The following is a 14,009-nucleotide window of genomic DNA, read 5'->3' as shown; positions in this document are numbered from 1 at the left end:
GCCTACCTCCTGACCGCACGCGTGAAGAGCTGGTCGAGCAGCGTTAGCGCCAGGTCGATTTCCTCGCGGGTAATCAGCAGGTTCGGGGCCAGCGTGATGACGTTTTTATGGTAGCCGCCGACGTCGAGAACGAGGCCATAGGTCTTGTCGCCGACCGTGAGATCGCCCTTCATGCCCTCGTCGCAGAGCCAGTCCATCGTCGTCTTGTCAGGCGTGAAGCCGTCTTCCTTGCAGATCTCGCATCTCAGCGCCAATCCGAGCCCGTCGACATCGCCGACGATCGCATGGCGTTTCTGGAGCTGTTTCAGGCCATCGAGGAAATACGCGCCCTTGGCCATGATCGCGGCGCCGAAATCCTCCTCTTCCAGCATCTTCATGGTTTCGAGCGCGACGGCCGTGCCCATCGGGTTGCTGGCGAAGGTGGAATGGGTGGAACCGGGCGGGAAGACCGTCGGATTGATCATTTCTTCCCTGGCCCAGACACCCGACAGCGGGTTGAGCCCATTGGTGATCGCCTTGCCGAAGACGAGAACATCAGGCGAGACGCCGAAATGTTCGATCGACCAGAGTTTGCCGGTCCGGTAGACACCCATCTGGATCTCGTCGACGACGAGCAGAATGCCGTGCTGATCGAGAACCTTCTTGAGTTCAGTGAAGAAATTCATCGGCGGAATGACGTAGCCGCCGGTGCCCTGGATCGGTTCGACATAAAAGGCGGCATATTCTGCGCTGCCGACCTTCGGATCCCAGACGCCGTTATATTCGCTTTCGAAGAGGCGGGCGAATTTGCGCACGCAATGCTCGCCATATTCCTCCTTGGTCATGCCCTTCGGGCCGCGGAAATGGTAAGGAAACTCGACGAATTGGGCCCTTTCGCCGAAATGGCCGAAGCGGCGGCGGTAGCGATAGCTTGACGTGATCGCCGAAGCGCCCAGCGTGCGGCCGTGATAGCCACCCTCAAAGGCGAACATCAGGCTTTTGCCGCCGGTATAGTTGCGCACCAGCTTCAGCGAATCCTCGATCGCCTGCGATCCGCCGACATTGAAATGAACGCGTCCCTTGCGGCCGAATTTGCGTTCGGCGTCCTGCGCGATCATGGCGGCCAGTTCGACCTTCTCGCGATGCAGATATTGCGAAGCGACCTGCGGCAGCCGGTCCAGCTGGCGATGGACCGCGGCATTCAGCCTTTCGTTGCGGTAGCCGAAATTGACGGCGGAATACCACATCTGCAGATCGAGAAACGGCGTTCCCTTGGCATCATAGACGTAGGAACCTTCGCATTCCTCGAAGAATTTCGGCTCCGCCGAATAATGGACCGTATCGCCGTGGGAGCAATAGGTCTCCTCCAGCACGCGCAGCTCGGCTTCCGTCAGGTTGGAGAGCGGCGTCTTTTCGTTGAAGGTTTCAGCGTTCACAATGTTCATAAGGGGGCCTCTTGGTCTTCTGGTTCAGGCGATTTTCGATTGCAGCACCGCGCGGCGCTGACGCGCGATGCCCGGAATGACGGCTTTCATCTTGGAAAGCAGGTCGGTGAAATCATCGAAGGCGATGAAGGGGATGTTCTTGTCGTCGCAGTAATCGGCGAGTTTGTCCTTGGCGAAGACCAGGTCGGCTCTGCCGGCAACGCAGAAATCGCTCCGTCCGTCGCCGATATAGATCTGCGGCTCCATGCCGGAGACGACCCGGCATTTGCATACGCCCGAGCCGGACGAACAGCCGGCCGAATTCGGAGCGGCTGCCAGAGTGTAGCTCTCAAGGCCGTCGACGACGGTGCAGTGAAGCAGATTGGCGACGACGGGCAGATCGGTGATGCCATTGCGCCCGAGCACATGGCGGATGAAATAATCGACGCCGTCGCTGACGATCGTCAGGGGCAGGCCGTTGACGCGGCAGTAGTCGCGGAATGCTGGGAAGCCGGGGTCGATCGCCACGGTGTCGAGGATCGCATCGAGTTCGCGGCGGCTTGCCCGGATGAGGGCGATCTGGCGGCGCATGCACTCTGCCGATCCGATCAGGCCGTCTTTCCATTGCTGCTCGATGTCTTCCCATTCTGGCTCGGCAAAACAGGACAGCACGACATCCGTCACATCCTGAATGGAAATCGTGCCGTCGAAATCAGAAAATACCTGCATCAAATAGCCCTTCAATCTGCCTTGCGGTCGTGTTTACCGACGGCCGATGAGGCAGGACTGAAGGGAAAATGATCCGAAAATGAAATAGGCGGACGCCGCGGCCGGAAATGCCTGCGATGGTCAGTTTCGATAGGCTTCGATCGGGATCGAGAGGTATCGGTCCGGGTTCAGTTCTTCGGCAGTCGCAGCTCAACCCGCAAGCCGAGCCCCCTGGCCGGTGTGGAAAGCTTGACCGATGCCGCAAGACGATCCGCCGTGTCGGCGACGATGGCAAGCCCGAGGCCGGCGCCCTCGGCGCTGAGGGTGTCGAGACGATAGAAGCGCTTGAAGACGGCTTCGCGTTCGTCGGGCGGAATTCCCTGTCCGCTGTCACTGATTGAAATCAGCCAGAAGTCAGTCTCCGCGGCGAGAACCACCTCGATCCGACCGCCGGGTGGGGTGTACTTTATCGCGTTGTCCAGGAGATTGCCGACCATCATCTGCAGCAGCGATGCGTCCGTCCTCACCTCGGCCGATTCAGGACCGACCAAAGAGACGTCGAGCTTGCGGCTGGTGATGATGTTGCCCACTTCCGCGAGCGTCGATGCCATAAGATGGTAGAGGCGAACAGGCATCGGATTGAGGGGATGGTGGCTAACTCTCGCGAGGCGCAGCAATTGCTCAATCAGATGGGTTGCCCGGTTGTTGCTGGTCACCAGATCGGCAATGATCGCCTTCCGCTCCTGTTCGTCCTCGGTGCTATCCAGCATCTGCAAGAGCAGTTTGACGCTTGCTTGCGGCGTGCGCAGTTGATGGGCGGCAAGATCCGAAAAGCGCCTTTCGAGCGTCAACGACCGCCCGAGCTTGCCGAGAAGCTGATTGATCGACCGGCCGAGAGGCAGAAGGTCCCTCGGGAGATCCTCGACCGCAATGGCTGAAAGATCGTCCGGCGAACGGGTGCGGATCTGGTGCACAAGCCCGTGGATGGTCCGCAGGCCATTGTGGATCCCGAGCCAGATCAGAAAGCCGATCATCGGCACCAGCACCAGCAGCGGAAAGAACAGGTTCAGAAGGATGTTGGAAACCAGTGTCTGGCGCAGCGAGATCTTCTCGCCGACTTCCATGACGATGCCGGAATTCGGGATCGGCAGTGAATAGACGCGCCAGTTCTCATTGTGATGGCTTAGGTTCGTGAAACCTGCCTGCTGGTGCGGCACGTCGGACTGAAAGGCTGTGCTGCTGAAGAACATGATCTTGCCGTCCACCCAAGCGCGGAACATGTGCGCGTCGGCATAATCGTCTGCATCCTCATTAAGGGCGAGCTGATTGTCCATGCTGAAATCGATATCGTCGACTTGTTGCGGCGTGCGCTCGAGCGAATGTTGCAGCCGGTTATGCAACAATCGCCACAAGACGTTCGCATCGTTGATGAGCTGCGCATCATAGATGTTGTTTATCTCGCGCGTGGCGCTCGTGAAGGCGAAAGCGCCGATCACCATTATCGTCACCGCCACGACCGGCGCGATCCTGAAGAAAATCTTGCGTGTGAGGGTTGCCTGGCTCATCGCTCGATCATGTAACCGATGCCACGGATCGATTTAATGAAATCGGCTCCGAGCTTCTTGCGCAGATTGTAGATCGTCACCTCGATGGCATTGCTTTCGACGGTGCTGTTGGCATCGTAGAGAGCGTATTCGATATCGTTCTTCGTCACATAGCGGCCGCTTCGTTCCATCAGGAGCTTGAGCAGGTGAAATTCCTTGGCGGTGGTATGAACCTGAAGACTGCCCTTGCGCGCCACCATCGCCGACGGATCCACCTCGATATCGCCGCACCGCAGGAGGCTTTCGGTCCGGCCTTCGCGGCGACGGATGAGGGCGCGCAGGCGTGCGAGCAATTCGTCAAGGTCGAAGGGTTTGATCAGATAGTCGTCGGCACCCTCGTCGAGGCCTTCGACCTTCTGCCTGATGGCATCGAGTGCTGTCAGGAGCATGACCGGGACGGTGTTGCCCTTCCGCCTCATGCCTTTGAGGACGTCGATGCCACCCAGCACCGGGAGGTTAATGTCGAGGATGACGGCCGCGAAATGCGAATGCTCCGCCGCTTCGAGACCTGACTGGCCGTCGCGCATCCAGTCGACTCCATAGGCATGTTTCTCCAGCGCCCTCTTCAGCGATGATCCGAGAATGCTGTCGTCTTCAACAAGCAGGATACGCACGTTCCCTCCGCTTCCTGTGTCGGCAAATGCTGCCGATGTGAATGGCGATTTAAAGCATTGTTGTGGCAAGTGGGGACGGAAACAATCGCCCCTGATCACAATCTCCAGCCAGCAGCAGACTGGACAGGCTGCATCGTTCGGCCCTCAACCGAACCGGCCCCGTCAACCGCGCGGCTCGTTCTCCGTCTTTGGGAAACCGACATGAAGCTCCAGGATAGAGAGCAGAGCCCGCTTTGGGTCGGTTCGATTGCCGAGGAGCGGATCTACGACATAACTGCGATGGCATTGTATGAGGTGCGTCGCCGTTGTACCATATAGCCTGACGGTTGCGCGAAGTGCTGGGTCTATAGCTGGAGCCATAGTCCGGTCGCACGCTTCAACCCGATGTATAAGTGGCCGCTGATCATGGAACTTGTCGTCGCCCTTGGCCTGATTGTCTTCAAGGTCGCGTTTCTGATTGCGATCCTGCTGCTGCTGCCGTTGCCGCTAACCTGGCTGGAACGCAAGATCGCCGGGCACATCCAGCAGCGGATGGGGCCGATGCGCGTCGGGTGGCACGGGCTGCTGCAGCCGATGGCGGACGGAATAAAGCTCTTAACCAAAGAGGATCACATCCCGGCCGAGGCCGATCGCTTCCTGTTCAAACTGGCGCCAATCCTGGCGCTCGCCCCGCCCTTTGTGGTGTTCGTCGCAATCCCCTTCGGCGAAAGCATCTCGGTCCCCGGCGCCGAGATCACCCTCTACGCCTCCAACATGAATGTGGCGTTACTCTTCGTCTTTGCGGTGATCGGGATCGAGGTCTATGGCGTTATCTTCGGTGGCTGGGCCGCTAACAGCAAATACGCGGTCCTCGGCAGCCTCAGGACCTGCGCGCAGATGATCAGCTACGAGATTCCGATGGGGTTTGCGGTGATCGGGGTGGTCATGTTGGCGCAATCCATGAGCCTGCTCGACATCGTGCGGGCCCAAAGCGATGTCTGGAACATCGTCTACCAACCGGTCGGCTTCTTCGTGTTCTTCGTCGCCGGATTGGCCGAAGCGCAGCGTATTCCCTTCGACCTTTCGGAAGCGGAAGGCGATCTGGGGGCCGGCTTTCATACCGAATATAGCGGCATCCGCTTTGCGTTTTTCATGGTCAGCGAATATGCCATCGTGTTGCTGGTGTCGGTTCTGGTGGTGATCCTGTTTTTCGGCGGCTGGAACGGTGTGCTGATCCCCTTGCCGCCACTCCTCTGGTTTGTGCTCAAGGTCGCATTCTTCGTCTATGTGTTTATCTGGTTCCGCTTCACTTTCCCCCGCTACCGCTACGACCAACTGATGGCGATCGGATGGAAAGTCTTGCTTCCTCTGTCGATGGCGAACATAATTATAACCGGTGTACTTTTAGGGGCCGTAGCGGCTCCGTAGCGAGGCGGCGATGTCGCGCGCGCAGGACAGAGTTGGAACATGGATTGGCTGGGCGTTCTTCGCCGATCTGGCGAATGCGTTGGTTCTGACCTTCGGCTACCTGTTCTCCAGAACCGTCACCATGCAGTATCCGGACAAGGAAAAATGGCTACCCTACTCACGCTATCGGGGCCATCACTTCCTGACGCGTGATGAAGAGGGCGAAATCAAGTGCGTGGCCTGCGAACTCTGCGCGCGGATCTGTCCCTGCGACTGTATCGAAGTCGTCCCCTATGAGGACGAGAAGGGCAACCGGCACCCGGTCAAATTCGAGATCGACACGGCTCGCTGCCTGTTCTGCGGGCTGTGCGAGGACGCCTGCCCAGCGGATGCAATCGCGCTTGGCCAGCAGTACGAATTTTCGAGTTTTTCCTCAGCCGACCTGGTGATCGGGCGCGACGACCTGCTCGCCAAGCCGGGCAAGGCGGCAACCGGCGGCGGCGTGGTTGCCGCGCGCCTGAATACAAAGAAGGACGTGCTCGTCGAGACGAGAGAGACGAAGGGCTACAACTGGTGGCGGAATATCCGGCGAACGTGAACGCGCGCCATCCGTCAAGCCGGAGCGCGCAGACAGGAGGCTCAGATGCTTGTCGGCGAAATCATGAAGAACAAGGGTGTCGGTGTCATAGCGGTCACTCCCGATCAGACGATGGTGGAAGTCTTGAGGCTGTTTCGCGACAACAATATCGGCTTCGTTGTCGTCAGCCAGTCGAACGACGAATACCTGGGTTCGCTGTCGGAGCGGGATTGCTGCAACGCGGTGGCGGAATACGGAGCCGACGCGGCGATGATGCGGGTTGCGGATGTCATGAACCGCAATGTGGCGACCTGTTCGACACGGGATTTGCTACCCGTTGCGATGGGGATCATGACACAGCGGCGTACGCGTCATGTGCTGGTCATGGATGGAGGCGACGTTGTCGGCGTGGTCAGCATCGGCGACGTGGTTAAACACAGGCTCGAGGAAGCGCAGCGCACAGAGCAGGATCTGCAGGATTACATCTGCGGGACCAGGTATCACTGACGTCGCCAGCTTGATGTGAAGACGCTGGGGCAGGGCAGCTTGCCGGGGGCGGCGCCCGCCCCCAAATCTTCAGACCCCACGCCAGATCCGGCTCGTGCGGTCGTCCTCAAGAGTGGCATGCACCTTCTGGACCCCCACCGGGCATGGGTATTCGCCCCGCCGCATCAGGCTGTTGAGACGCAAGGCTCTATAGTTTTCCGGAACGAAGACGAGCCCTTTGGGAAACCGCCTGTCGACCTTGAGCTGCGCCGTCAGTTCTCCCTGGGCGGAACGCACGATGACCAGTTCGCCATCCGAAAGGCCAAGCTGTGCGGTATCCTCAGCGCTCATCGCGACATAGGGATCATTGGCGACCGTGTTCAGGATGTCCGACCTTTCGGAAAGATATCCGTTGTGGAACAGGCAGTCGCCGGTGATCAGCATGAGCCGGTCTCCTGCTGTCGGGACCGGCGGCGGCGCAAAGAACTTGGCCGCCGGTGGCGTCGGTACCGCCTTGGTAAATGCGCCGTCGGCGCCAAGTCCGTCCCAGGTCAATCCCTGATAGGCCGGAACCAGCCGTGCAATCTCGTCGAAAATTTCGCCTTGCGTCGACGGCCGCAGTGCTTGGTTGCGAAGCGCCGCGACGAAGTCGAAGATCGCCAGATTGCTCCGCGCCTCGAAGGCGGGTTCGCGGAATTTGCGGACCGTCTGGGTCCGGCCCTCGTTGTTGGTGAACGTGCCGGTTTCCTCGCCGTAACCTGCCGCGGGCAGAACGACCTCGGCAAGGCCGGCCGTATCGGTGAGGAAGGCGTCCTGCACGATCAGGAGATCGGCGGCGCCAAGCGCCCGCGTCACGAAATCCCTGTCGGGATAGGCGATCAGGGGGTCTGTTCCGACGATGTAGAGAGCGCCCATCCGCCCGCCGACGCAGAGCTCCAGAATGGCGTCGAGATCCGCGCCGGGTTCAGACGGGATTTCGGCGCCCCAGTCCCGCGCAAGAGTTGTGCGCGCCACATCGTCGGCGACCGCCCGCAGTCCCGGCAGAGCTGCCGGCAGAACTCCCATGTCCCAGGCGCCCATCTGGTTGGCGCGGTCGAAGAGGAACTGCATCGCCAGACCCTTGCCGAGCAAGCGCAGAACCTGCAGCAGGTTATTGATCTGCTGCAGCGTCGCGCGCGCTTCGGGTGATCTCAGGAGATCGACGCTGACAAGCACGGTGACGCTGCGGCCTTCCTTGAGTGCCGCGGCCAGACGATCCGGTCCGTCAATGCCGGTTTCCACCGCCGGCTTGCCGATTGTCGCATCGATGCCCGCAAGAACATCGCCCGGCAAGGCCTGACCGACTGCCGCTACCAGACCGGCCACCACCGCGGCAAGGCTTGCCGCTTCTCCGCCCGGCAGCACGCGAACCACCACCCTGGCATCGGCGTCCAGACGGGACGGTCGCGCCGAGAGCATGAGCAATCCGGCCTGCCGCCGCCGCACGCCATCCCGCAACAGGTATTCGGTGACCGGGTTCTCCTCGGTGACGTTGCCGCCGACGACGAGCACGCAGTCGTTGCCGATCACTTCGTCCAGCGGTGCGCGGCTGTTGAAACCTGCCAGCAGCGGGCCGAGCGTATCGAAGGGCGTGGACCAGCGTGACGAGCAATCAATGTTGTTGGTCCGGAATGCCGTCCGCATCAGCTTCTGAAACTGATAGAGCATCTCGTTGGGGAGGCGAGGCGAGGCCAGTCCGCCGGCAGCCTTGCCCTCGACGGCAGATAGCCGCCGGCGCAGATAGTCCCCAACCTCATCCCATGAAACCGGAACCAGGGCGCCATCGCGGCGGATCATCGGTCGTTTGATCCGGTCCCGGCTCGCGACGAAATCGAGGCCGAAGCGTCCCCGAACGCAGAGCGTTTCGCGGTTGACCCCCTCGTCCCACTTCGAGCGCACCCGCATGAACTCGCCCTTGCGTGTGCCGACCGTCAGCTGGCAACCGGTGCCACAATGCGGGCAGACCGTGTCGGTTTCGGTGAGATCCCAGGGTCGCGCCTTGTAGCGATAGGGGAAGCTCATCAGCGCGCCGACCGGGCAGACCTCGACGCAATTGCCGCACTGGTCACAACTCGCGAGACTGCCCTCGAAGCCGGTGACGGCGGTATCCATGCCTTTTTCGATTGTGCCGAGGGCGACCGCGCCGACAACCTCCTCACACATCCGGACACAGCGCTGGCACTGGATGCACCGGTTGACGTTCATGATGATGACCGGGCTCAGACGGATGTCCTCGGAGTGGAATACACGCTTGTCATCGCGGAATCGGCTCTCGCGGGGTCCGTAGGCCATCACCATGTTCTGAAGCTCGCATTCGCCGCCCTTGTCGCAGATAGGACAGTCGAGGGGGTGGTTGGCGAGCAGCATATCGAGCATGGAAGAGCGCGTTTCCTCGATCAGAGGTGTGTTCGCCCGCACCACCATACCCTCGGTGACGGCCGTGGCGCAGGAGGGCTGCAGTCGCCGCTGCCCCTCGATCTCTACCAGGCACATGCGGCAGGAGGCCAGCGCCGGCAGACGCTTCAGATAGCAGAAGGTCGGGATATCGATGCCCAAACGCCGGGCGGCCTGCAGCACTGTCGAGCCAGCCTCAACCTCCAGCGTTTGTCCATCGATCGTAATGCTGACCATACTTCCTCGCAGTCCTGTCGCAGCGCACGCCTTCAGTGAAAGGGGCACCTGCGGTCTTCGATATGGGCAACGAACTCATCGCGAAAATGTGCGAGTGCCGCCCGCAACCCCATCGCCGCCCCGTCACCCAAGGCACAAAACGTATTGCCGAAAATGCCTTTGCAGAGCATATCCAGCTGCTCCAGATCGCCGGCAGCACCTTCGCCGGCCTCGACCCGGCGCAGGACCTTCACGACCCAGTTCAATCCTTCCCGGCATGGCGTGCACTTGCCGCAGGACTCATGGTGGAAGAACTCGATGATCCGGGTGGCGACCTTGACCACGCAGGTCGAGTCGTCGATCACGATAACGCCAGCCGAACCGAGCATCGAGCCGGCGGCAGCCAGCGAGTCGAAATCCATCCTCACCTCCAGCCCGTGCTCCGGTATGACCGGCGCCGAGACCCCGCCCGGGATCACCGCCTTGATTCTGCGTCCCGGCAGCGCGCCACCGGCGTGGTTCTCGACCAGTTCGCGCAGCGGTATGCCCATCGGCAACTCATAGAGGCCGGGTTTGCGCACCTGCCCGCTGAGGCAGTAAAGTTTCGGGCCGGGGCTCTTGTCCGGGCCGATGCCCCGAAACCAGTCCGACCCCCGCACAATGATATGCGGCACGCAAGCGAGCGTCTCGACATTGTTGATCACTGTAGGACTGGCGTAGAGCCCGGCCACGGCTGGAAATGGTGGCTTCAATCGCGGCTGCGCCCGTTTGCCCTCGAGCGACTCGAGCATCGCAGTCTCCTCGCCGCAGATATAGGCGCCGGCGCCGCAGTGGATGTGTACGGCGAAATTGAAATCCGAGCCCAGAATGCGCCTTCCGAGATAGCCCTTTGCGTGGGCCTCGGCGATCGCCTGCTGCAGACGACGGATCGCCGTCACATATTCTCCGCGAATATAGACATAGGCGGTTTCGGCCCCGATCGCGTATGCACTGACCGCCAACCCCTCGATCAGTTGATGCGGGTCGCGCTCCATGATGATCCGGTCCTTGAACGTGCCCGGCTCGCCCTCATCGGCGTTGCAGCACAGATATGTCGGCTTGCCGGTGCGCTTCGGCACGAAACCCCATTTCATGCCCGTTGGGAATCCGGCACCACCGCGACCGCGCAGGTTGGATCGTTTGACGAGGTCGATAACCTCGTCAGGCGTATACTCGCGCAGCGCCTTCGCCAGCGCCTGGTAGCCGCCGCCAGCCTCGTAAGTCGACACCAAATGACCGTCCGCCACATCGACATTTTTGAGAAGAACCGGTTCGAACATGGCGCTATTCCCCCGGCAGCCGTGCAGAGGCGTGCTCGAAGCTCGCGGCTCCCACTGTCGCCCGCAATCTGTCCAACAGTGCGTTTATCCGCGCCACGTCAAGGTTGGCGTGGTAATCGTCGCCGACTTGCATCACCGGAGCCATCTCGCAGGCGCCGAGGCATTCGACGGTCGAAAGCGTGAACAGCCCGTCCGGGGTGGTGTCACCTTTCCTGATCCCCAGCACTGTTTCCAGATGGCTCAGCAGGTCCTCTGATCCGCACAGCATGCAGGAAACATTGTCACAGAGTTGCAGATGGAACATCCCCACCGGCTCGGTATGGAAGAGAGTGTAGAAAGTCGCCAGCTCGTAGACCCAGATCCGCTCGACGCCGAGAATGTCGGCGACCTCTTCCAACACTGGCCCAGGCAGATGGCCATGTTCTTGCTGCGCGATCAGGAGCGCGGGCATGATCGCAGAGCGCTGGTCGGGATACCGCGCCGCCGCCTCTTCGATCTTTTCGCGCATGGTCATCGCATTCAAATCCTTGCTACTTGTCCACCTCCGCCATCACAGGGTCGAGGCTGCCGAGCACGGCGATCATGTCCGCCAGATAGCGGGCGTTGGTGACCCCGAAGAGGGCCTGAAGATTGACGAACGAGGGTGCCCGCACCTTCATGCGGAACGGTTTTGGCGACCCGTCGCTGATGATGTAGAAGCCAAGCTCGCCCTTTGGCGCTTCGATCGCCGAATAGACCTCGCCCTTCGGCACCTTGAAGCCGTAGGCCGACAGGTCGAAATGCTGGATCAGCGTCTCCATCGAGCAGTGCACTCGATCCTTGTTGAGCGGGAAGGCGATGGTCGGATTGTCGATCTGGAACGGACCCTCAGGCATCTGGTCGATGCATTGTTCGATGATCCTCATGCTTTCGCGCATTTCGTCGACGCGGCATCGCCAGCGTGCATAGCAATCGCCCTCTTCACGGGTGATGACGTTGAAATCGAGCCGGTCGTAGATCTCGTAGGGCTCATCGCGCCGGATGTCCCAGTCGACACCGGAAGCACGCAGGTTCGGGCCGCTGAGGCCGAGATCGACAGCATCCTCGGCGGAGATCACGCCGATCCCCTTCGTGCGATTGAGAAACACCCGGTTATCTTCGAGCAGTCGCTCATAATCGCGGATACGGTTCGGAAAGATGTCGCAAAACTCCCGGATCTTAGGGAAGAACCCATCAGGCAGGTCCTCGCGCACCCCGCCAACCCGGCAGAAGGACGTGTGCATGCGCGCACCGGTGATCATTTCCAGGAGGTCCATGATCATTTCGCGCTCGCGCATGACGTAAAGCAGCGCGGTCATGGCGCCGAGATCCATCGGCAGCGCGCCGGTGATCAGGAGGTGACCGGAGATCCGTGCCAGCTCGGCCATCATCACGCGGATATATTGCGCCCGGATCGGTGCTTCTATGCCGAGAAGTTTCTCCACCGCCAGCGCGAAGGCGAGGTTGTTCGAAGGCGGACAGAGATAGTCGAGCCGGTCCGTCAGCGGGAAAATCTGGGTATAGGTGAAACTCTCCGCCAGTTTTTCGGTGCCGCGATGGAGGTAGCCGATATGCGGATCGACGCGCTCGACGAACTCGCCGTCCAGTTCGAGGACGAGCCGAAGAACCCCATGGGTGCTGGGGTGCTGCGGACCGAGGTTGAGAAGCACTTCCTTGGTATTGAGCGCTTCACCCTCAGGCCTGCTGAGCTCGGTGACTTCGGTCATCTCAACGTTCCGGCGTAGAACGGCCTCCCTTACGGAATGTCCCTGGTGGCAAGATCGGGTTGCGTTGGCGGCGGACCTTCGGCACCGAAGGGGTTCAACTTGTCCTTATAGCCCCTGAGAGGGAAATCCTTGCGCTGGGGAAAGCCCTCGAAGCCTTCCCACATGTAGATCCGGCGCAGATCGGGATGTCCCGCAAACCGGATGCCATACATGTCCCAGGCTTCACGCTCATGCCAGTTGGCTGTGCGCCAGACTCCCGTGACCGAAGGCACTTCAGGAGGATCGCCAAGCCGGCACTTGATGCGGACCCGCCACCTGTTGGGCAGCGAATAGAGATGGTAGACGGCCTCGAACCGCGGCGTTTCGGGATAATGATCGACCCCGCAAATGTCCGAGAGGAAATTGAATTGCAGCGCCGGATGCTCTTTCAGAAATCGGCAGAACTCGACGATCCTCTTGGGCGGAACGGCAAAGGCGTCGACACCGTGCGCAGTGCCGAGGTCCTCGATTGTTTCTCCGAAGCGCTCCATGATCGGAGCGCGATTGAGGGACGGCCCCGCGCTCATGACGCTATAACCCGATCCAGAGGCGTGCCGGCGAGCGCCCGGGACCTCTTGATCTTTTCTTGAAGCAGGAGGAAGCCGTGCATCAGCGCCTCGGGCCGGGGCGGACAGCCGGGCACATGCACATCGACCGGCACGAAGGTTTCCGATCCCTGCACCACGGCATAGGTGTTGTAGACGCCGCCCGAAATAGCGCAGGTGCCCATGGCGATCACCCAGCGCGGTTCCGGCATCTGGTCATAGAGCCGCCGCACGACGGGCGCGAACTTCCGGGTCACCGTGCCGGCGATGATCATGACGTCGGACTGTCTCGGCGAAGGGCGGAACACCACGCCGAACCGATCGAGATCGTAGCGGGCGCAACCGGCCGAGATCATCTCGATGGCGCAGCAGGCAATGCCGAAGGTTTCCGGCCACAGCGCCGATCTCCGGCTCCAACTGATGATGCTGTCGGCAGTGGTGAACAGCACGCTGTCGCGGATCGCGTTGTTTACGCCTCCCATTCCAGCGCTCCTTTCAGCCAGGCGTAGGCGAAGCCCACGAGAAGCAGCACCATGAAGACGATCATCTCGACATAGCCGACCAGCCCGATCTCTTTCAGGACGACGGCCCAGGGAAAGAGGAACATCGCTTCGACATCGAAAACGACCAGGAGGATCGCGAGGATGAAGAACGGCACCCTGAAGCGGCCCGCCGCCGCCTCGCCCGCGGCGTCCATGCCGCATTCATAGGGCATGTTCTTGGCGGGGTAGGGATTGGATGGGCGCAGCAGCGAGGAAACGAACAACGTCACCCCCACCACCAGAACGACTCCGGCGACCATGAAAAGAACAGGCAAGAATTCCATTGCAGTCATATCACTGCACCGGTTGCCCACTGACCTCATCGCGAACCGGTCAATCGGTCACGCCACGGGGCGGCTTGGGCAAGCCTTCCTCCACCTTCAAGTTTATTC

At 60.8% G+C, this 14,009-nt stretch carries 14 protein-coding genes; 3 read left to right on the top strand and 11 right to left on the bottom strand.

From position 1 onward, the window contains the following. Positions 1-2 precede the first annotated feature (2 nt). The 4 genes from NE852_RS30490 to NE852_RS30475 form a co-directional block, all read right to left on the bottom strand. Positions 3-1,424 (bottom strand): aspartate aminotransferase family protein, encoded by a 1,422-nt coding sequence (locus NE852_RS30490; RefSeq protein ID WP_258156978.1) that lies wholly within the window; start codon positions 1,422-1,424, stop codon positions 3-5. 24 nt (positions 1,425-1,448) lie between these two features. Continuing rightward, the gene (locus NE852_RS30485) at positions 1,449-2,132 is read right to left on the bottom strand and encodes an MtnX-like HAD-IB family phosphatase (protein ID WP_008522908.1); all 684 of its coding nucleotides are present in this window, start codon (positions 2,130-2,132) and stop codon (positions 1,449-1,451) included. A 167-nt stretch (positions 2,133-2,299) separates the two neighbouring features. Next, entirely contained in the window at positions 2,300-3,676 is a 1,377-nt protein-coding gene (locus tag NE852_RS30480; protein WP_008522907.1) for a HAMP domain-containing sensor histidine kinase, read from the bottom strand. Further along, entirely contained in the window at positions 3,673-4,329 is a 657-nt protein-coding gene (locus NE852_RS30475) for a response regulator transcription factor (RefSeq protein ID WP_008522905.1), read from the bottom strand. The genes NE852_RS30480 and NE852_RS30475 overlap by 4 nt, the downstream gene beginning before the upstream one ends. A 405-nt stretch (positions 4,330-4,734) precedes the next feature. Here NE852_RS30475 and nuoH point away from each other — a divergent pair, with 405 nt between their 5' ends. From nuoH to NE852_RS30460, 3 genes are read left to right on the top strand one after another with little or no spacing between them, the layout of a single operon-like run. Further along, the gene (gene nuoH, locus NE852_RS30470) at positions 4,735-5,736 is read left to right on the top strand and encodes an NADH-quinone oxidoreductase subunit NuoH (protein ID WP_037170664.1); all 1,002 of its coding nucleotides are present in this window, start codon (positions 4,735-4,737) and stop codon (positions 5,734-5,736) included. Positions 5,737-5,746: 10 nt separating this feature from the next. After that, positions 5,747-6,313 carry an NADH-quinone oxidoreductase subunit I gene (locus NE852_RS30465; protein ID WP_008522902.1) on the top strand — a complete coding sequence of 189 codons (567 nt, stop codon included), beginning with the start codon at positions 5,747-5,749 and terminating at the stop codon, positions 6,311-6,313. Positions 6,314-6,358: 45 nt separating this feature from the next. Further along, positions 6,359-6,799: a CBS domain-containing protein gene (locus NE852_RS30460; RefSeq protein ID WP_258156977.1), complete on the top strand. Its 441-nt coding sequence runs from the start codon at positions 6,359-6,361 to the stop codon at positions 6,797-6,799. A gap of 69 nt (positions 6,800-6,868) precedes the next feature. Here the strand turns inward: NE852_RS30460 and nuoG are convergent, their stop codons facing one another. From nuoG to NE852_RS30425, 7 genes are read right to left on the bottom strand one after another with little or no spacing between them, the layout of a single operon-like run. Continuing rightward, positions 6,869-9,448 carry an NADH-quinone oxidoreductase subunit NuoG gene (nuoG, locus tag NE852_RS30455; RefSeq protein WP_258156976.1) on the bottom strand — a complete coding sequence of 860 codons (2,580 nt, stop codon included), beginning with the start codon at positions 9,446-9,448 and terminating at the stop codon, positions 6,869-6,871. 32 nt (positions 9,449-9,480) lie between these two features. Further along, a complete protein-coding gene (gene nuoF, locus NE852_RS30450; RefSeq protein ID WP_008522888.1) occupies positions 9,481-10,746 on the bottom strand; it encodes an NADH-quinone oxidoreductase subunit NuoF in 1,266 nt (421 codons plus the stop codon). A gap of 4 nt (positions 10,747-10,750) precedes the next feature. Next, positions 10,751-11,260, bottom strand: coding sequence for an NADH-quinone oxidoreductase subunit NuoE (gene nuoE / locus NE852_RS30445; protein ID WP_008522887.1), 510 nt, complete (start codon positions 11,258-11,260; stop codon positions 10,751-10,753). 16 nt (positions 11,261-11,276) lie between these two features. After that, positions 11,277-12,491, bottom strand: coding sequence for an NADH dehydrogenase (quinone) subunit D (nuoD, locus tag NE852_RS30440; protein WP_008522884.1), 1,215 nt, complete (start codon positions 12,489-12,491; stop codon positions 11,277-11,279). A 29-nt stretch (positions 12,492-12,520) separates the two neighbouring features. Further along, the gene (locus NE852_RS30435) at positions 12,521-13,057 is read right to left on the bottom strand and encodes an NADH-quinone oxidoreductase subunit C (protein WP_008522883.1); all 537 of its coding nucleotides are present in this window, start codon (positions 13,055-13,057) and stop codon (positions 12,521-12,523) included. Next, positions 13,054-13,557 (bottom strand): NADH-quinone oxidoreductase subunit B family protein, encoded by a 504-nt coding sequence (locus tag NE852_RS30430; RefSeq protein ID WP_003582024.1) that lies wholly within the window; start codon positions 13,555-13,557, stop codon positions 13,054-13,056. Before NE852_RS30430 ends, NE852_RS30435 begins: the two co-directional genes overlap by 4 nt. Further along, positions 13,545-13,910: an NADH-quinone oxidoreductase subunit A gene (locus tag NE852_RS30425; RefSeq protein ID WP_008522877.1), complete on the bottom strand. Its 366-nt coding sequence runs from the start codon at positions 13,908-13,910 to the stop codon at positions 13,545-13,547. Before NE852_RS30425 ends, NE852_RS30430 begins: the two co-directional genes overlap by 13 nt. Positions 13,911-14,009: the final 99 nt, after the last annotated feature.

Origin of the sequence: Rhizobium sp. Pop5 (genome assembly GCF_024721175.1) — a bacterium.
Taxonomy (GTDB): Bacteria; Pseudomonadota; Alphaproteobacteria; order Rhizobiales; family Rhizobiaceae; genus Rhizobium.
Note: the sequence above shows the minus strand (reverse complement) of the source record. Positions and strands in the feature narration are given on the sequence as shown.